17 protein-coding genes and 1 pseudogene are annotated in these 17,582 nt (G+C 66.9%); 8 read left to right on the forward strand and 10 right to left on the reverse strand.

Annotation, left to right across the window (positions count from 1 at the left end):
* Nucleotide 1: 1 nt before the first annotated feature.
* On the reverse strand, nucleotides 2-460 hold the full coding sequence (locus QFZ65_RS02260) for an Lrp/AsnC family transcriptional regulator (RefSeq protein WP_306912478.1): 459 nt from the start codon (nucleotides 458-460) through the stop codon (nucleotides 2-4).
* Between the two features lie 363 nt (nucleotides 461-823).
* Here QFZ65_RS02260 and gluQRS point away from each other — a divergent pair, with 363 nt between their 5' ends.
* Both gluQRS and QFZ65_RS02270 read left to right on the forward strand, forming a co-directional pair.
* The gene (gene gluQRS, locus QFZ65_RS02265; protein WP_306907958.1) at nucleotides 824-1,720 is read left to right on the forward strand and encodes a tRNA glutamyl-Q(34) synthetase GluQRS; all 897 of its coding nucleotides are present in this window, start codon (nucleotides 824-826) and stop codon (nucleotides 1,718-1,720) included.
* Nucleotides 1,721-1,749: 29 nt separating this feature from the next.
* Nucleotides 1,750-2,343 (forward strand): HD domain-containing protein, encoded by a 594-nt coding sequence (locus QFZ65_RS02270; RefSeq protein ID WP_306907959.1) that lies wholly within the window; start codon nucleotides 1,750-1,752, stop codon nucleotides 2,341-2,343.
* Here the strand turns inward: QFZ65_RS02270 and QFZ65_RS02275 are convergent.
* The 3 genes and pseudogenes from QFZ65_RS02275 to QFZ65_RS02285 form a co-directional block, all read right to left on the reverse strand.
* Nucleotides 2,322-2,981: a hypothetical protein gene (locus QFZ65_RS02275; RefSeq protein ID WP_306907960.1), complete on the reverse strand. Its 660-nt coding sequence runs from the start codon at nucleotides 2,979-2,981 to the stop codon at nucleotides 2,322-2,324. The genes QFZ65_RS02270 and QFZ65_RS02275 overlap by 22 nt on opposite strands.
* Nucleotides 2,982-3,038: 57 nt before the next feature.
* A pseudogene (locus QFZ65_RS02280) lies at nucleotides 3,039-4,356 on the reverse strand (ATP-binding protein).
* A 154-nt stretch (nucleotides 4,357-4,510) separates the two neighbouring features.
* Nucleotides 4,511-5,128 (reverse strand): uracil-DNA glycosylase, encoded by a 618-nt coding sequence (locus QFZ65_RS02285; protein WP_306907961.1) that lies wholly within the window; start codon nucleotides 5,126-5,128, stop codon nucleotides 4,511-4,513.
* 303 nt (nucleotides 5,129-5,431) lie between these two features.
* Between QFZ65_RS02285 and QFZ65_RS02290 the strand changes: the two genes are divergently transcribed.
* The 5 genes from QFZ65_RS02290 to QFZ65_RS02310 all read left to right on the forward strand — a co-directional run bounded on the left by QFZ65_RS02290 (nucleotide 5,432) and on the right by QFZ65_RS02310 (nucleotide 11,134).
* Entirely contained in the window at nucleotides 5,432-7,108 is a 1,677-nt protein-coding gene (locus QFZ65_RS02290) for a serine hydrolase (protein WP_306907962.1), read from the forward strand.
* Between the two features lie 58 nt (nucleotides 7,109-7,166).
* Nucleotides 7,167-7,676 (forward strand): hypothetical protein, encoded by a 510-nt coding sequence (locus tag QFZ65_RS02295; RefSeq protein WP_306907963.1) that lies wholly within the window; start codon nucleotides 7,167-7,169, stop codon nucleotides 7,674-7,676.
* A gap of 373 nt (nucleotides 7,677-8,049) precedes the next feature.
* The gene (locus tag QFZ65_RS02300; RefSeq protein WP_306907964.1) at nucleotides 8,050-8,340 is read left to right on the forward strand and encodes a hypothetical protein; all 291 of its coding nucleotides are present in this window, start codon (nucleotides 8,050-8,052) and stop codon (nucleotides 8,338-8,340) included.
* A gap of 73 nt (nucleotides 8,341-8,413) precedes the next feature.
* Nucleotides 8,414-10,258, forward strand: a complete 1,845-nt coding sequence (locus QFZ65_RS02305) for a DUF4389 domain-containing protein (protein WP_306907965.1) — start codon at nucleotides 8,414-8,416, stop codon at nucleotides 10,256-10,258.
* A 96-nt stretch (nucleotides 10,259-10,354) separates the two neighbouring features.
* Nucleotides 10,355-11,134 carry an SDR family NAD(P)-dependent oxidoreductase gene (locus QFZ65_RS02310; protein ID WP_306907966.1) on the forward strand — a complete coding sequence of 260 codons (780 nt, stop codon included), beginning with the start codon at nucleotides 10,355-10,357 and terminating at the stop codon, nucleotides 11,132-11,134.
* Between the two features lie 41 nt (nucleotides 11,135-11,175).
* On the opposite strand, the gene QFZ65_RS02315 is transcribed toward QFZ65_RS02310, so the two are convergent.
* The 4 genes from QFZ65_RS02315 to QFZ65_RS02330 form a co-directional block, all read right to left on the reverse strand.
* The gene (locus tag QFZ65_RS02315; protein ID WP_373427555.1) at nucleotides 11,176-12,309 is read right to left on the reverse strand and encodes a sulfite oxidase; all 1,134 of its coding nucleotides are present in this window, start codon (nucleotides 12,307-12,309) and stop codon (nucleotides 11,176-11,178) included.
* 185 nt (nucleotides 12,310-12,494) lie between these two features.
* A complete protein-coding gene (locus tag QFZ65_RS02320) occupies nucleotides 12,495-13,349 on the reverse strand; it encodes an SDR family oxidoreductase (RefSeq protein WP_306907968.1) in 855 nt (284 codons plus the stop codon).
* Between the two features lie 4 nt (nucleotides 13,350-13,353).
* Nucleotides 13,354-13,521, reverse strand: coding sequence for a hypothetical protein (locus QFZ65_RS02325; RefSeq protein WP_306907969.1), 168 nt, complete (start codon nucleotides 13,519-13,521; stop codon nucleotides 13,354-13,356).
* A 40-nt stretch (nucleotides 13,522-13,561) separates the two neighbouring features.
* On the reverse strand, nucleotides 13,562-13,852 hold the full coding sequence (locus QFZ65_RS02330) for a hypothetical protein (protein WP_306907971.1): 291 nt from the start codon (nucleotides 13,850-13,852) through the stop codon (nucleotides 13,562-13,564).
* Between the two features lie 227 nt (nucleotides 13,853-14,079).
* Between QFZ65_RS02330 and QFZ65_RS02335 the strand changes: the two genes are divergently transcribed.
* Nucleotides 14,080-14,520: a YchJ family protein gene (locus QFZ65_RS02335; RefSeq protein WP_306907973.1), complete on the forward strand. Its 441-nt coding sequence runs from the start codon at nucleotides 14,080-14,082 to the stop codon at nucleotides 14,518-14,520.
* A 15-nt stretch (nucleotides 14,521-14,535) separates the two neighbouring features.
* Here the strand turns inward: QFZ65_RS02335 and QFZ65_RS02340 are convergent, their stop codons facing one another.
* Together QFZ65_RS02340 and QFZ65_RS02345 are read right to left on the reverse strand one after the other, a co-directional pair.
* Complete coding sequence (locus QFZ65_RS02340; RefSeq protein ID WP_306907974.1) at nucleotides 14,536-15,333, reverse strand: hypothetical protein; 798 nt, start codon at nucleotides 15,331-15,333, stop codon at nucleotides 14,536-14,538.
* Between the two features lie 165 nt (nucleotides 15,334-15,498).
* On the reverse strand, nucleotides 15,499-17,451 hold the full coding sequence (locus tag QFZ65_RS02345) for an acyl-CoA dehydrogenase family protein (RefSeq protein ID WP_306912480.1): 1,953 nt from the start codon (nucleotides 17,449-17,451) through the stop codon (nucleotides 15,499-15,501).
* Nucleotides 17,452-17,582 lie beyond the last annotated feature (131 nt).

The following is a 17,582-nucleotide window of genomic DNA, read 5'->3' on the forward strand; positions in this document are numbered from 1 at the left end:
ATCAGGCGCCGAGGAGGCCCGTGGTCCGGTACGGGATGACCTCGCGCAGGAACATGCTGGTGGATGTCCTCACGATCCCCGGGCAGAGCCGGATTTCCTCAGAAACGCGGTACAGATCGTCCGGGCTGCGCGCCACCACCCGGATCAAGAGGTCCGTATCGCCGGCCGGGGCGTGGCATTCCAGCACCTCGGGGATGTTCCGCAGAGCTGCGATCGCCTCGTTCAAGTGGCTCTGGTCCAGCTCCGCGCTCACCGCCGCCGCGACACCCCTGCCCAGGGCGGCCGGCAGCACGCGGCTGCTGTTCGGACGGAGGGACCCCGACGCCGTCATCCGTTCCAGGCGCGACTGTACTGTTCCGCGAGCCAAACCGAGGTTCTGGGCCAGCACCATGATCGGCACCCGTGGGTCCGCGTCGAGCGCCGCAAGAATCCGCTTGTCGGTGGCGTCAAGTTCCTGCAATGTGACCACTTTCTGCTCGGCTTCAACGTCCTGATTGATCACATTGACCACTCCGCCTGAAGTCCGTTGCACCAACTGTAGGGCTTCTGCTGAAATGGTGGCAACAAAGGGACGAGGCCATCGCCGGATCCCGAAGGCTACGGGTACCCCGGCACACCACCCGGACCCCCGATGAGGCTTCCCGCAAGGAACCCGCCGCTGATTGACTCTTGTTCACGCATCGTCTTTCCGCACCCGCAGTGCCATGGCCCGGAGCAACGCCCCGGGCCGGGCCCGGCAAGAGCCCCTGAGTTACCGACGTCGGATTTTTCGGAGTCTTCGGTAGCTGAGGGGCTCTTGTGTTGCGCCGCATAGGCTTGTCCCATGACGTCAGCCGGCCGTTTTGCCCCCAGCCCCTCCGGTGAACTGCACGTAGGCAACCTCCGGACCGCCATTCTGGCCTGGCTGTTCGCCCGGTCCACCGGCCGGCCGTTCCTGATGCGCGTGGAGGATCTGGATCGGGCACGCGCCGGCGCCGAGGCCGAACAGCTCCGTGACCTGGCCGCCATCGGCGTCGACTGGGACGGCGACATCGTCCGCCAGACCGGCCGCGGCCCCCTTTATGCTGCGGCCATCGACCGGCTCAGCGCGTCCGGCATGACGTATGAGTGCTTCTGCACCCGGCGGGAAATCCAAGAGGCGCCGTCCGCACCGCACGCCCCGCAGGGGGCCTACCCGGGGACGTGCCGGAACTTGACCGAGGCGGAACGCGAACAGAAGCGGGCGGCCCGGCCTGCCGCGCTCCGGCTCCGGTCCAACGTCAGGGAAGCGACAGTCCAGGACGTGCTGCATGGCAGCTACACGGGAGTGGTGGACGACTTCGTACTCCGCCGCAACGACGGCGTCACCGCCTACAACCTTGCAGTCGTGGTGGACGACGCGGAGCAGGGCGTCGGTCAGGTGGTCCGCGGCGACGACCTCCTGCCCTCCACGCCCCGGCAGGCTTATCTGGCCTCACTGCTGAATATGCCTGCTCCGGAATACGCGCACGTGCCGCTTGTGGTCAATGCCACCGGCGCCCGGCTGGCGAAGCGTGACGGCGCCGTTACGCTGGCGGACCTGGCCCGCGCCGGAGTAGGTGTCGATGAGGTCCGGGATGCGCTGTTGGCCTCCCTCGGTCTTCCGGCCGGGCCCTTATACGGCGTGCTGGCCCATTTCGATCCCCTGACGCTGCCCCGCGAGCCCTGGGTGTGGCCGGGACCAGGGCCGCGCGGCGCGTAGGCCCTCCGTCCGGCGCGTAGGCTGAAACCATGCCAGAACCTGTTGCTCCCCGATTCACTGTTGAGACGGCGAAAGTGCTTGCCGAAGTCGCGCACAACCGCCAGAAGGACAAGCTCAAGCGTCCCTACCGCGAGCATGTGCTGGCCGTTGGCGACGCACTGGCGGACTTCGACGATGACATCCGGATTGCCGGTTACCTGCACGACATCGCTGAAGATACTCCGATGACCCGGCAGGCACTGCTGGAGATGGGCGTCTCGGAACGTGCCGCGGACATCATCGAGCGCGTCACAAAGCGCCTGCAGGAGAACCCCGACGACTACCAGGCCGGCATCCGGTACATCGCCCAGGACCACGACGCCACCTTGGTGAAGATCGCGGACAACGCCCACAACTCCCTGCCGGAGCGGGTCAGGGCGCTGGCCGAAAAGTGGCCGGACAAGCCGCCGGTCACGCGCTACGACGAGGCCCGCCCGGTGCTCTACGCCGCCGTCCCGGTCGAGGAAACCCGGAAGATCCTGGCCCGCATCAACCCGTGGCTGCTGGCGGAACTCGACGACATGCTGGACGAGGCGGACGACACCGACTACGAGAACCTTTCCTACGACGTCCCCGAGACGTAGCCGGTAGGGAGCCCGGCGGCCGGTGCATGCCGACGAGGCCGGGACCGCCACAGCAAACCGAGGTAAGCCAGGTCGAAGACGCTGCAGAGCAAGCCGACGCCCAGGATGAGGGGCGAGTTGCCGTACCAGCCGAAGACGAAGGTAGGCGCCAGGGTGCCGATCCACTTGGCCGCGGCGATCAGCAGCGTCTGCCCTCGGGATCCGCCGCGCGCCACGAACATGGCGATGAAGAGCCCTGACATCAGCAGGTTCTGCAGGAAAGCGGTGTAACGGGAGGCGGCGTCCCAGCCGAACTGGGCAACAAACAGCAGCTGCACGGCGAAGGACGCCGTGGCCAGCAGGATCGCCCAGCCGATGAAGAGCCGCCGCGTCACCCAGGCCGGCAGTTCGGCGCGGCCGAACTTAAGGAACGTGTAGACGATCGCGACGTCGGCGAGTCCCCAGGCAACGTTGAAAAAACCCTGCACGGTGATGCCGGTGGCGAGGGACCGGACGCCGTAGATGGCTTCCCAGGCGAAATTGAGGCCCAGCGCGGCGGCCGGGATGGCGTAGCTCCGGTCCCTGAACCCGACGCGGATGGCGTCGATGTAGACCACGGTCCAGGCCACGCCGCTCACGATTGTCAGAAACAGGATCATCGGTTCCTTCTACACCTTGCTGCCGCCCGGCCGCTTCGACGGTTCCCTTTCCAGGCGCTACACGCGGCCGAGGGCGCTGATGTCCTCCAGGAACTGCTGGTGGACTTCTTCGCTGACCGTGGTCCGGGTGTCGGCGATCGCGTCGAGGTAATCCTGGGTGGCCGGGCCCTTCCGGACCGCCTCGCGGACCGCCACGTTGCCCCCGGAGGCCGCGCCGCCGTCGTCGTACACGGCCTTCTCCAGCGCCCGCTGGGAGGCGCTCCGCGCGGCGTATTCAATATCGGCGGGGGAGAAGCCTTCGGTCCGGTCCACCAGCAGCTCCACGTCCACGTCGTCCACCACCGTCGCGGGAATGAAGCGCTGCCACATGGCCTCGCGGGCCTGGCGGTCCGGCAGGCCGATCGGAATGACATAGTCGAAGCGGCCGTGGCGCAGGAACGCTGAGTCCAGGGCCCGGATGAAGTTGGTCGCGCACACCAGCAGGCGGCCCGGCTGTTCGCGGAACGCCGGAATGATCTTGAGCAGCTCGTTGGTGACGCCCTGCAACGGCGACGGCGGCTCGCCGGACCGCTGGGCCGCGATCTCCTCCACCTCGTCAATGAACACGACGGCGTGCTCCAGTTCGGCGATCTCCAGGAACGTCTCGCGCAGCGCGCCGGCCAGCCCCTGCGGATCGGAGGCCAGCCGCGAGGGGAACACCTCCACGAACGGCCATTCCAGCCTGGAGGCGATCGCCTTCGCGAAGGTGGTCTTTCCGGTGCCGGGCGGACCGAAGAGGACGACGGCGCGCGGCGGCACCACGCCGTACTCGTCGGCGAGGTCGGCCTCGGCCAGCGGCAGGACCAGGCGGCGTTCCAGCAGTTCCTTCTCGTTCCGCATGCCGGCCACGTTTTCCCAGAGATCGCGGGCCAGGATCCGGCCGGCCCAGCAGGCTGAGGGGCTCAAGCTCCTGGCGCTGGACGGGGATTTTCCGTTCGAAGTAGCGCAGGTTCTGCTTCAGCGCGAACCCCCGGCCCAGGAACGCCTCCACCCGGGTCTCGGCCTCCGGCATGAGCGCGGAAAGCTTGTTCAGCCCGTGCGGGGCCATCCGGTTCTCGACGGCGGCGAGCAGCGAAGTGCCGATCCCGCGGCCACGGTACTCCGGCAGCGTGGCCAGGAACACGATCCAGCCCTGGTCGTGCGCGGCGCGCCCGACGGCCGCACCCACCACCTGCTCGCCCTGCACCGCGACGACGGCATGGTCCTTTTCGCACGAGGCCAGGACCTCGGAGAGCGCGTAGACCGGCTCGACATCGGTGGCCTTGAGGGATTCCCAGAGGTGCAGGATGCCGTCCAGGTCGGCCGAATGAAAATCCCTGATCCGCCAGTTGGTCATGAGGTGTCTCCCGGGTGGTTCGTCGCTGAGCCAAGTTGAGCCTGTCCGCTGAGCATATGCGAAGCAGGCCTGAGCAGTGCGACGACGGCGTTTGGTTACGCCGGTGCGTGGAGCCCCGGACAGGAGAGGCGGCGGCCGTGGCCGCGGCGAGAGCCTAGAGGTGCTGGATGCCTGCCCGCTGCATGGCGTCCTTGTAGACCGCGACGTTCTTGCTCAGGAGCTCCTCCTGCTTCGCTGCAGAGACGGCGAAGGCGCGGCCCCCGAGGGCAGTGGCCTTGTAGATCTTGACGCCCCGGTTCTTCAGCGAGGAGTGGTAGGTCTTCTCAAAGAGGGTGAGGAAGGCATGGGCGTCGGCACCGTGGGCGATGACGGCCGAGACGCGCTTGTTGATCTTCAGGAACTGGCGGAAGGGCCGGAGGCCGTCCGTTTTCTCCTGGACGTTCAGCGCCGAGGGAAGCTCGGGGTCACGGACCCACGGGTAGACGTTCCACGGCATCACGTATCGGGGATCGAGTTCGGCCGCCTCGTAGATTGACGTGGCGCGCCGCGCCGCTTCGTCATCGTTGAAGTGCGAGACGAATCCGGACTCGGTGCCCTTGCCGGGGGCAATGTGGAGGCTGACGATGCGGCATTCGTCCTCATCATGGACAGGATCGATATAGGGGACAACCGACCCCGGCTTCTTTTCCATCAGTTCGTCGCAAAGCTGCGTTACCGCCGCGATGTTCGGTTCCTGCAGCAGGGTCTTCTTTTCGTCCCAGTCAATCGTCACGATTTCTCCCTCAGCGCTCGGCGTCCAGAAACAGGCCTCTTCTCCCACTCTACGCTTTCAGTGGAGACGGCGGTTGGAGGCGAATCCGGGACCTCCGGCCCCTAGTGCCCTTCCGGTGCCGGGCGTACTCTTAAATCGCCTGCAGGTAGCCATCACATTCAGCCGGGTCGTTCGGGACATTCAAGTGTCCGGGCCATCTCATAGCGAGATCGCGAAGGTACCTGCGGGCCTTTCGTTTAACGTACGCGGCAACTGGTTTGCAGTTCTTGCGCGCTGGCGCAGGCCCGTCCCGAGGAGATTGCCGTGACCAGGACCGTGACGAAAATCAGTTCCGCTGCCCCGGACCGCCGATCCCTTTTGCAGGCGATGGGGCTGGGTGCAGCTGGAATCGCCGCCGCACCGTTGCTCGCCGGCTGCACTTCCCAGGCCGGGGCCGGGGGCGACGCCGGAAAGTCCAGCCCGGCGGCGTTGCTCCCGGCTCCGGAACCCCAAATCAAGCCGTTGCTCGACCAGCAAAAAGTCGACGCCGCCCTGGCCAAGCTGGACGGGATGATCCAGGGCGCCATGGAGAGCACCGGAGTTCCCGGCATTGCGGCGGCGGTGGTCTACCAGGACCGGGCGGTGTACACGAAAGGCTTCGGCGTGCGGGAGTCCGGCAAACCGGAGACCATCGACGCCGACACGGTCTTCCAGCTGGCGTCCGTGTCGAAACCCCTTGCCTCCACGGTGGCGGCGGGGGCGGTCGGCCGGAAAACCGTCGAATGGAAGGATCCGGTGATCCGCCACAGCCCGGACTTCGCCCTGAGCGACCCGTTTGTTACACGGAACGCGACCATTGCGGACCTTCTGTCGCACCAGGGCGGCCTGCGGACCGGCTCGGGAGATCTGCTCGAGGACCTTGGTTTCGACGAGGCGTACATCCTCAGCCACCTCAACCAGCAGCCACTGGATTCCTTCCGGGCCAGCTACAACTACAGCAACTTCGGCTACACCGCGGGCGCCAAGGCGGTGGCGGATGCGATGAAGATGCCCTGGGCGGACCTGGCGGACGAGATCCTGTTCAGGCCGCTGGAAATGACCGACACCAGCTACCGCCACGCGGACTACCAAAAGGCAGCGAACAAGGCACTGATCCATGTGCCCGTCGGGAACAGGACCTGGGTCGCCAAATTCAGCCGCGACGCCGATGCGGAGGCCCCTGCCGGCGGCGCCAGTTCCTCGGTCCGGGACCTTGCCCGCTGGCTCCGTCTGCAGCTCGCCAACGGCAGCTACGACGGCCGGCAGATCATCGACGCGGAGGCTCTCGGAGTCACGCATGTCCCCCACGTTGTTTCGGTGCCGCCGGCCACCGCGGGAGCGCGCACCCGGTTCTACGGGCTGGGATGGAATGTTTCCTATGACGACCAGGCCCGGCTGATGCTCGGGCACTCGGGAGCCTTCAACCTCGGTGCCGCGACAGCCGTCTCCATGCTCCCGGGAGAGCAGCTCGGCATTGTGGTCCTGACGAACGGGCGGCCCCAGGGCATCCCGGAGGCCATCTGTGCAGGGTTCCTGGACGTTGCCCAGAACGGGGCACCCACCGTCGACTGGTTAAGCTTCACCGCCGGGGCCTTCCGGAAGATCGATGAGTCGGAGAAACCCAAGGTGGATTACAGCAAGGCGCCCGAGCGGACACAACCCGCGAGGGCCAATTCCTTCTATACCGGCAACTACACGAATTCCTACTATGGGCCGCTGACGGTCGCCCAGGAGGGTGGTGCACTGGTCCTCGCGGTGGGTCCGGCGGGCAAGACCACGACGTTCAGTTTGGCCCACTACGACGGCGACACCTTCAGCTTCAGCTCGATCGGGGAAAATGCCAACGGCCTGGCCGGGGCCATCTTTGCGGCAGGTGATGGAGCAGGCGCAGCCGGAACGGCTTCCAGCGTTAGACTCGACTTCTACGATGAGACCGGGCTGGGCACCTTCACCCGCAGTTGAGGCCCTGGGTCTTCCGTATGCTTCAAAGGGACCGCTACTGCCCGACCCGAGGAACCCATTGCCGATCAACCGACGCACCCTCAAAGCCGATGGATTCACCGGGTTCAGGACACTTGCGGGCCTGGAAATCAACCGTATCCCGCAGAAACCGGGGATCTTCGCAGTACTGCAGCCCGAAGGGTTCCGTCCGCAGTACCTGGCCAGGAGTACGGCCGGCGTCTTTAAGAAAAAGGACCCCACGCTGCAGGCAGCTGCGCTCTCCGCCGAATGGGTCGACGGTGCTGACGTCCTCTACTTCGGAAAAGCAGGCCCCGGCAGCAAAGGCAACCGCGGGCTTCGGCGGCAGATCCAGGAGTTTGTTGACTTCGGCAGGGGAAGGCCACCGGGCCACTGGGACGGCCGCCTGGTCTGGCAGCTTGCCGGTACGGAATCCCTTGTGGTCGCCTGGAAGGAGCTGCCCGCCGAGCAGCTGGCCGCCGCGGAAGCCGGATACCACGCCGTGTTCCGCGAGGAGTACGGCCGGCTGCCCTTCGCCAACCTCGTGCAGGCCAGGGTCAGGGGCAGCTAGTCCCGACCAGCGTCCGGGTATGCCCGGCGTTACATGGTACGGGACCTTTGCCCCTTACTGGGAAGCCGGGTCCCAAGAATGCTGGGATGTGGGGCGGTTCCTGCAGAAATCCGGGGGGATGAACCACTTCGCACCACCGGTCTCGCTTGAACCTTGGGGAAATGGCAATTTTGCACTTTCCGGTTGCACAGGAAAGGCAGGAGACCATGTCCAAAATGACCGTTTGGTCCGGATCCGGGGAGACTCACGGGATTCTCATGCGGCGGGGGAGCTCTGAGGCTCTGTGAGTTCTGTTCATCGTCATTCCAGTTCGTATCACGCCCACCCCTCCCACGGTGATCCGCGCATAAGGGTGCTCGTCCGCATTGACGCCGTGGAAGAGTCGGCAAAGGTGGAAGTCCGGGGCCTCGTCACGAACGCCAACATCCGGGCCCTCTATGTAGTTTGCCGCCGTGTCGTCTCGAAATTGCCCGGGCACGAACTTGTTGTTGACCTCGCCCATGCCAGGGTGACAGCCGCCGCTTTCGATGAACTGCAAGAGCTCGCCCGTCAGTCCATTGTTTCCTCCGGCATCGACTCCTCAGTGACCCCTTGCCGGCTGCGGATCGTGGAGCCCCCGGTCATTCTCCGGGCAGAGGCGCCCGCAAGAGGTTCCCGTTCCTGAGGATCCGCGGAACTGAAAGCCGAACCGGGTATGACTACCTCCCGAAAAGGAATGTTGTGAAAGGACGGCGGTTATGAGACCAGGCAGGATTGTCATGCTCGTGCTGGGCACGCTCAGCGCGCTCCTCGGACTGGGACTGCTGGTCGGCGCCGCCGCAGCGGGATGGGCCAACTACCAGCAGCGGGACAACGGGTACTTCACCACGCCGTCGGGGCGCTTCTCCGCGGATGCCTATGCCCTTACTTCCCCGCGCCTCGGCATCATGACCCAGGGCCGTTCCGATATGGGTCCGGTGACCGTGCCGGGCAGCATCGTCATCCGGGGCTCCGCAGCGGATCCGGCCAGGCAGGTCTTCATCGGGATCGCCCCGCAGGCCTCGGTGGCGGCCTATCTGGCCGGCGTCCAGTACTCCGAGATCACCGAGGTCCGCTTCTCCCCCTTCCGGGCACAGTACCTGCCCGTCCCCGGTTCCAGAGTTCCTCCCCGGCCGGCCGAGCAAAGTTTCTGGACGGCCACCGCCACAGGCCCCGGGGCCCAGGAACTCAAGTGGGACCTGAGGTCCGGTGATTGGGCGGTGGTGATCATGAATGCCGACGCCAGCACGCCCGTGGGAGTTGATCTCCAGGCAGGGGCCCGCTCGGACCTGCTGTGGCCGATCTTTGTTGGCCTGCTCATCGGCGGTCTGCTGCTGCTGGCTGCCGGTGTGCCCCTGATCATCATTGGTGCTGCGGGGCTAGGGAGGGGTCTGCCGCGCCGACCCGGGCCGCCGCCGATGTCCGGCCCGCAGCCGCCCGGGCCAGCTTACGGAACGCAGGGCTTCGGGGGCGCCGGATACGGGGACGCGGACCGCCCGCAACCCTATGCAGGGCAGGGTTTCGGGGTCCAGCAACCCGCCGGCCCGCGCCACGCGGGGCCGCCACTCGCCGGACCGCCAGTTGCGGATGCTTCGGCCCCGCCATACCCGGCCCCGTCATACCCGGCGTCGTCATATCCGGCGTCGATGTATCCTGCCGCGCCGTACGCTGCCCCGCCGTACACTTTCCCGCCGGGCGGGGGCGAGGCGGTGTACCCCGCGAAGCTCACCGGCTATCCGGATCCCAACTTGTCCCGCTGGCTGTGGCTGGTGAAGTGGCTGCTGGCGATCCCGCACTTCATCATTTTGTTCTTCCTCTGGTTCGCCCTCATCGTGGTCACGATCGTCGCCTGGTTCGCGATCCTGTTCACGGGCCGCTACCCGCGCTCGCTGTTCAATTTCAGCGTCGGCGTCATCCGCTGGAACTGGCGGGTGTCCTTCTACGCCTACGGGGCGCTGGGCACGGACAGGTACCCGCCATTCACTCTCGCCCGCACCGATTACCCGGCGGACTTCGACGTCGACTATCCGGCGCAGCTCTCCCGGGGGCTGGTGCTGGTCAAGTCCTGGCTGCTGGCTATTCCGCACCTGCTCATCGTCGCGGTTCTCACCGGCACTGTGCGGACGTGGGTAATGCGCGACGGCGTTTGGGTGCAGGACAGCGTCGGCATCTCCCTTCTGGGACTGCTGGTGTTGATCGCCGGGATCATCCTCCTCTTCACGGGGCAATACTGGCGCGGCCTGTTTGACCTGGTGCTGGGGCTGAACCGCTGGATCTACCGGGTGATCACCTACGTGACGCTCATGCGGGACGAGTACCCGCCCTTCCGCCTGGACATGGGAGCGGCTGATCCGGGCGACGCCCCAAGGCTTACCGCTGCCGGACCTTCCGGCGCACCCGGTTCTGCCCTGGACGCGGCAGCTCAGGACGATAACCCCGCAGCTCAGAACACCGCAGCTCAGAACACCGCGGCCCAGAAACCCGCAGACAGTGCAGTGACGCGCGGTCAGGGTGAACCGGGCGCTTCCTCCCAACCTGAGCCCGACGCGCCGTCCCGCCCCTAACGGGTTCCGCGCTCTTGCCACCGTGCTCTTGCTTCCCCCCAAGGGCGGGAACATAGTGGAGGAAATTCACCACTCAGCGGCAGGGGGCAGGCGACGATGCTGAGCAACGGTGCGCAAGGCAAGGGTTTGCTTCAGGGCAAGATCGCCGTCATCTACGGCGCCGGCGGCGCCATCGGCGGGTCGGTGGCCCGCGCCTTCGCCGCGGAGGGCGCCTTCGTCCACCTCGCCGGGCGGACCGAGTCACGCCTGGAAAAAGTAGCCCAGCGGATCCTCGAAGATGGCGGCCAGGCCGAAACCGCCGTCGTCGATGCCCTCGACGAGGAGCAGGTGGAGGAGTTCGTAGCCCGGGTGGCCAAGATAAGCAGACGGATCGACATCTCGTTCAACGTCATCTCCTTCGGCGATATCCAGCAGCCGCTGCTGGAGATCGACGTCGATGACTTCACCCGGCCGGTGACCCTTGCCACGCGGACCCACTTCCTCACCACCCGAGCCGCAGCGACGCACATGATCAAGCAGCGCTCCGGCGTCGTGCTGATGTTCGGCGGGTCCGGTCCGCAGACCCTTCCCGGACTGGGCGGCTTCAAAATCGCCCTCGACGCGATGGAGGGCCTGCGCCGGCAGTGGGCGGTCGAACTGGGACCCTACGGAGTCCGGGTGGTGACCATGGTGACCGGCGGCATCATCGAGACGATCCCGTGGCAGACCGAAGGGCGCGAGGAAATACTTGCAGGTATCGAGAAGTCCGCCCACCTGAACCGGACCGCTACCCTCGCCGATGTCGGGAACGTGGCCTGTTTCATTGCCTCCGACAAGGCCGGGGCCATTACCGATGCCACGGTCAATATCTCTGCCGGTGCAATCGTCGACTACTAGGCCCCGCAGGAAGGCCCCGGCGGGGCTGGACAGCGAAGCCGCTACTCCACCGTGACCTTGATCCGCTGCACAGCGTTGTTGCCCATCCCCTGGTAGTTCCACACCTGCTCCAGCGGCTGCGACGCCCCGCTGGCGTCGGTGGCGCGGCAGGACAGCTCATGTTCGCCCTGGTCGGCCACCCAGGGCATCGACCACGCGCACCAGGCAAACGGTGCCGCCGGGCGCTCCAGCTGCGCGGGTGCCCACTTGCCGTCGATGCCGACTTCAACCCGCTGCACGGGGCCGTGCCCGGACCACGCCCTGCCTCTCAACATGACGGGTCCGGCCGGGAGGACCCTTCCCCGGGTGAAGAAGTCCGGTATGCCGGGCGGGACCATCAGCGACCGGACCCTGATCCATGAGACCGGAGTGCCGGCGTCGTCCGCGTCCTGCTGATAGCGGTAGGCAACCTGCTGCTGGAACCCGTCGAACGGCTTGGTGAGCACCTTGATCGAGGACAGCCACTTGACGCTGGCCATCCCGTACCAGCCGGGGACCACCAGCCGGAGCGGATAGCCGTGCTGCGGGGGCAGCTCCATGCCGTTCATCCGGTAGGCCAGGACGACGTCGGGCCGGAGCGCCTCGCTGATCGGCAGGCTCCGCGCGTACTGCTGGCGTACGCCCCCCTGGATCCCGGTATCCGCGCCGGTAAACAAGACCTCCACGGCGTCATCCTGCACACCGGCCTCGGTCAGCAGATAAGCCAGCGGAACGCCGGCCCAGAGGGCCGTGCCGACACCCTCCAGCCGCCAGGGCTGGCTCAGCGGGCGGGGCCGTAGGAGGGAACGCCCGTTCCCCGCACATTCCAGCGTCACATGGACGGCGATGCTCGGCGCGCGGTGGAGCGCTCGCAGGCTTAACTCGACAGCCCGTTCCACAGCACCGCCGATCCGCAGGTGCCAGTGGTCCGGGTCGATGAACGGGATGTCGAAGTGGTTCAACAGATAGTGGAGGCCGGCCGGTGTGGTGTCGCTCTGCAGCGCCTCCAGAGGCATCGAGTGATTCCGGACCGCGAGCTGGAGCTCCTCGGCCGTCAGTGGTCCGTGGCTCGGTTCACCGGGATGCGGCGTGAGCCTCTCAGCCGGCCGGCGTGGAGTCTTCGAGATCGAGGAGTGTCTGGACATCTGCTTTGGCATGGCGTGCTGCGATTCTGCTCCGGACCGGCCCGGGTTTGGCCGGTGCCACCTGCAGTCAGGTCTACGCCGCGGCCCGGAGGGCGTCAATACTGGGCTGGCCCGTCACGCTCCGCCGACCCGTCCCGGCTGGTCCCCCGCGCCGGCCCGCCCGCCGGCCCGGCTGGCGGAGCCCGTGGTTGGCGAACCTAAAGCGTGTGCGAAGCGGCCAGGAACTGTGCCAGGTTCAAGGGTTCACGACCGGTGAGTTCGTGCACCGCAGACGTCGGGCCGGCCAGTTCCCCGGCGGCAATGGCGGTGTAAGTGCTCACCCAGGCGTCCACCTGCCACGGAGGCGCGCCGTACGGCACCCGCGACGCGTAGGCCTCCTCAAGTGTTTCGTTATGAAAGGTAACGGTCCGGCCGGTTCCTGCTGACAGGAGCTTCGCTGCTTGCTCCAAGGAAATGTCCTCCGGTCCGGTCAGCCCGTAGGTGCGGCCGATGTGCAGGGCCGGGTCCCGGAGCACCGTGACGGCGCAGCGGGCCACGTCGGCACGCGCGACGGCGGCCATGACACCGTTCCCGGCGGGTCCCCGGATCACGCCATTCTGGTCGGCCAGCAGCGGCAGGAAATCCAGGTAAAAGTTATCCCGCAGAAACGTGTACTCCATGCCCGAGGCCTTGATGCGTTCTTCCGTGGCGTAGTGGTCACGGCCAAGGGTGAAGATCGAATCGGGCGCCGCGCCGAAGAAGGAGGTGTACACAATGTGCTGCACTCCGGCCTCGGCGGCCGCGTCGACGAACATATAGTGCTGTTGCAGCCGGTCTTCCGCCTCGGCGGCCGAGACCATGAAGAGGGTCTTGGCCCCCTGCAGGGCGGCTCGTGCCCGCACCGGATCGGCATAGCTGAAGGCCAGCGGCACCGCTCCCTCCAGCTCCGGTGCCCGGCCGAGGTCACGCACCAGCAGCCGCTGCCGGTTGCCGGCGGCGGCCAGTTCGCGGGCCACCATCCCGCCGAGGTACCCGGTGGATCCAGTGACGGCGAGTTCAGGGCCGGACGCCATGGTTCTAGGCCTCCTTGGCGGCGGGCGGCTTGTTCTGCGCCCGGTCCTGCGCGGACAGCGGACCGATGACGGTGGCGGGGCCGTTCCCTGCCTGTAAAGGGTGCCTGAGCCGGTTCCCGAAGGTGGTTTCCAGGTTGTCGACGCCACTGTTCCCGAGGTATCTGCACTTCATGGACCTCACCGTAGCGGACTTGCCCCGCCGCGGGTAAGGCTCAGCCTGCCTTGCGGCCCGGGGCGGCTTCGGTTTTTGCGGGGGCGGTGGCGGGGGCGGCGGCGCGCGCCGCTGGGGCCGGGGGAGTGGGGCGGACGACGGCCGCAGCAGCCCCGGCGGCGCGGCTCAGGCCCTGGGCGACGGCGAAGGCGATGGTTGCCACCAGCCGGCCGACGCCGGCAATGACCAATGTCAGGACGAAAACGGCGAAGAGGCCAATGAACATGGCAAACGCCACGCCAAGGGTGCCGAAGAAGGTCAGGTTCAACGCAATGGTCGTCGGATCTTGCACTTAACCTCTCCAATCGGTCCTGCAGCGTCGTGCACCCAGGCAAAGGTCGCGGGGAGCAACAGCACCTCTAACCATACGGAATTTTTACGACGTACACGGGAGGAACAGGGGGTGTCCGGCAAGACGTGTCATAGCTGTTATGGACCCCGCCAAAAGCGGCTCCACGGCTTGCGTCTATAGTCGGAATAAACCCCGCCGGCGTCGTCCGGCCTGCCTTAAGGACACTCTTGACGAACCCCGTTCCGCCCCCACCCGGGCCGGACCTCCCTCCTGACCGCGCCCCCTTCGAAGGCAACTGCCCGTGCCTCTCCGGGGAGCGGTACGGCGATTGCTGCGGCCGGTTCCACCGAGGGGAAGCCGACGCGCCGACGGCGGTACAGCTCATGCGTTCCCGGTACAGCGCCTTCGTCGTCCTGGATGCCGCCTACCTGCTGCGGACCTGGCACCCGGACAGCCGCCCCGCCGAGCTCACACTCGACGAGGGGATGCAGTGGCGCCGGCTCGACATCCTCTCCACCACCCGCGGAGGGCCGTTGGACCGGGAGGGAACCGTGGAGTTCAAAGCCCACTTCCGTCACGGCAGCGAACGCGGTGTCCACCACGAGGCCAGCCGTTTTCTGCGGATGGACCGCCGCTGGTACTACGTGGACGCGCTCTGGATGGCCTGACTGGGCCGGCGTGGCTCAGCGGTCTTCGGCCGTCTCGGCCGGAGTGAAGCCTGCGCGGTCCACCTTGCGGTGGAAGTGCATGCCGGCAAGCCCGCCCAGCACGGCCCCGATCAGGGCCACAAGCGCAATGACGACGGCGGCGATGATGCTCATGGTGTTCAGCTGTCCCTCGTTGACCGGGATCCTCGGGAAGCTGTTCAAATTGGCCAGGATGTTGAATTGCTGGCCCGCGATCAGGCCGAGAATCGCTACCACAACGGCAGCGATGATGGCCCAGATCCAGACCATGAAGCCCTGCTTCGCGCCGTTGAAGCGGGCCATGCGGCCGGCAACGTAGCCGCCGCAGTAGTAGGCCACGAACAGGATGACCAGCAGGGCGATGACGCCGACAAGCCCAACGGTCTGGTTGGCGCCGCTGACGGCTTCGTTGACATCGGTGTTGGTGGCGAGTCCCACGGCGGTCCCGGCGGCGGCGACGAATGCTGTCAGCAGCACGGCCATGCCGGTGGCGGCCAGCCATCCGAAGAACGCGGAGCCGATCTTGATGCCGCCGAACTGCTCCTTTTCGCGGGCCACCACGGTCTCCCGGGTGACGGTGTCCGGCACTGCGGCGTCGCGGCGGACGGCGTCGTGCCGGACTGTGTCCTCACGCGCTGTGTCGTGACGGACGGTGTCCTCACGCGCTGTGTCGTGACGGACGGTGTCTTGACGGGTGGTGTCCTGACGTGCGTCGTGGATCCGGGCGTCGCGCGAACCCGTGCCGTCCTCGCCGTGACGGGGGGTTCCTTCTTCGGGGCCTACTGCACTGCTCATGACGACTGCTCGCTTTCACTGACTGACCCGGGCTCGTGGTCTGAACCGGCACCGCTCGGCGGAGACCGGTCGGGGTCTCACCTCCACCTAACCACGCCGTAAAGCCAATTAGCAAGGGTGCTTACCATTTTGTCGGCCGGGAGCGCAGCGCCTGCCGGTCCAGCGTCAGCGGTAGTTCCGGTGTAGGTTCTCCTTCTCCGAGGGGCGCGGCCGGGCGTCGGCAATCCAGGGACCGGTCCCCTCGGACTGGTCCAGAACGCCAGCCTCAAGCCAGAGGTACCCGCCGTCGAGAACCTTGCGGGAGAGAACGCGGTCGGTGTCGTCCGTGTTCCGCCACAGCTGGTCAAAGTATTCCTCCACGCGTACCTTTGCCTGTTCGCAATATGCTTCCGCGAGCTCGAAGGCTGAAGCGGCCCGTTCCGGCGCGGTACGCAACAGCATCTCCGCACGCGAGCAGCAGGCGGCCATCGCAAACAGCTCCGCCCCGATGTCCACGATCCGGCCCAGGAATGCCTGCTTGTGCTCGAGCCCGGCCTGCCAGCGGCCCATCCCGTAGAACGTCTGCCGTGCCAGCCGCCGGGAGGACCGCTCCACAAAGCGCAGTTGTTTCGCCAGCCGGCCGAAGTCCCCGTAGGAGCGCGGGTCCATGCCGGCCCCGGCCACCAGCTTGGGCAACCACCGCGCGTAGAACCCGGAGGCACCGACGGCAGCCTTGGCCTTGTCCGAGAGAGTGGCGTCGGCCGACGCAAGGTCGCCGGCGGCCGTCAGGTGCGCGTCGACGGCTTCGCGGGCAATCAGCAACCTCATGATTTCCGAGGAACCCTCAAAGATCCGGTTGATCCGCAGGTCCCGGACCTGCTGTTCTGCCGGTACAGCGCGCTCGCCACGGGCCTGGAGTGAATCGGCTGTCTCGAAGCCGCGGCCGCCCCGGATTTGCACCAGCTCGTCCGCGATCCGGCAGCTGATTTCGGTGCACCACAGCTTGGCGAGGGCGGCCTCGATCCGGACATCCTTCTGGCCGGCGTCGGCCATCTCGGCGCACAGCTCGAACACGGCATCCAGGGCGAAGGCGCTGGCGGCGATGAAGGCGATTTTCTTGCCCACCGCCTCGTGCTGGCCCACCGGCCGGCCCCACTGGGTGCGGGCGTTGGACCATTCGCGGGCGATCTTCAGGCTCCACCGTCCGGAACCAACGCACAGGCCGGGAATGGAGAGCCGGCCGGTATTCAAGGTGGTGAGGGCGATCTTCAGCCCCTGTCCCTCACGCCCCAGCCGGTTGGCCGCTGGTACCCGGACCTGGTGGAAGCGGGTCACGCCGTTTTCGATGCCACGCAGCCCCATGAACGCGTTGCGGTTTTCCACGGTGATGCCCGGTGAATCCATCTCCACCACAAAGGCGCTGATGCCGCCCTTGTGGGCCGTTCCGTCCGGACCGGTGTGGGCGGGGACGAGCGCCATGACGACGACCAGTTCTGCGATCACCCCGTTGGTGGTCCACAGTTTGACACCGTCCAGCAGGTACGACTCGCCGTCTTCCGAGGGGACGGCGGTGCTGCCCATCCGTGCCGGGTCGCTGCCGACGTCGGGTTCGGTCAGGAGAAACGCCGTGATGGCCCCGGCGGCGCAGCGCGGCAGGTATTTCTGCTTCTGCTCGGGCGTGCCGAACACTTTCACCGGCTCCGGGACACCGATGGACTGGTGCGCGGAGAGGAGGGCGCCGAGACTGGGGTGCACCGAGCCCAGCAGCGCCAGCGCACGCCCGTAATAGACAAGGGAGAGGCCGAGGCCGCCGTAGTCGCGCGGGATTTTCATGCCGAAGACGCCCAGCTCCGCGAGGCCCTTGAGGTAACCGTCGGGAATCTGGGCGTCCCGCTCAATGGTGCGGCCGGACATCGTCCGGCAGTAGGCGGCCAGGCGGGCCAGGAACTCTTCGCCGCGTTCGACGTCGTCCGCCGGGGCTTCAGGCCAGGGGTGGATCAGACTTAAATCGAAGTGGCCGAGGTACAGGCCCTTGGCGAAACTGGGCCTGTCCCACGTGGCCTCGCGGGCGGCTTCCGTGATGGCCCGCGCATCGGCCGCGGTGGCCTCCGGCCCGATCGCTTCCGCGGGGACCGGCATGTCGGTATCGCCGCCGCCGTTCGCCGGCCAATCGCGGGGGACTTCAGTTGGGGTATTCTCAGCGGCTGGATTTTCGACGGCGGAGCTCATCGGGCATCTCCTCTAACCGGGGTGGCCGGCTCGAGCCCTGG

The organism is Arthrobacter sp. B3I9, assembly GCF_030816935.1.
Classification (GTDB): domain Bacteria; phylum Actinomycetota; class Actinomycetes; order Actinomycetales; family Micrococcaceae; genus Arthrobacter.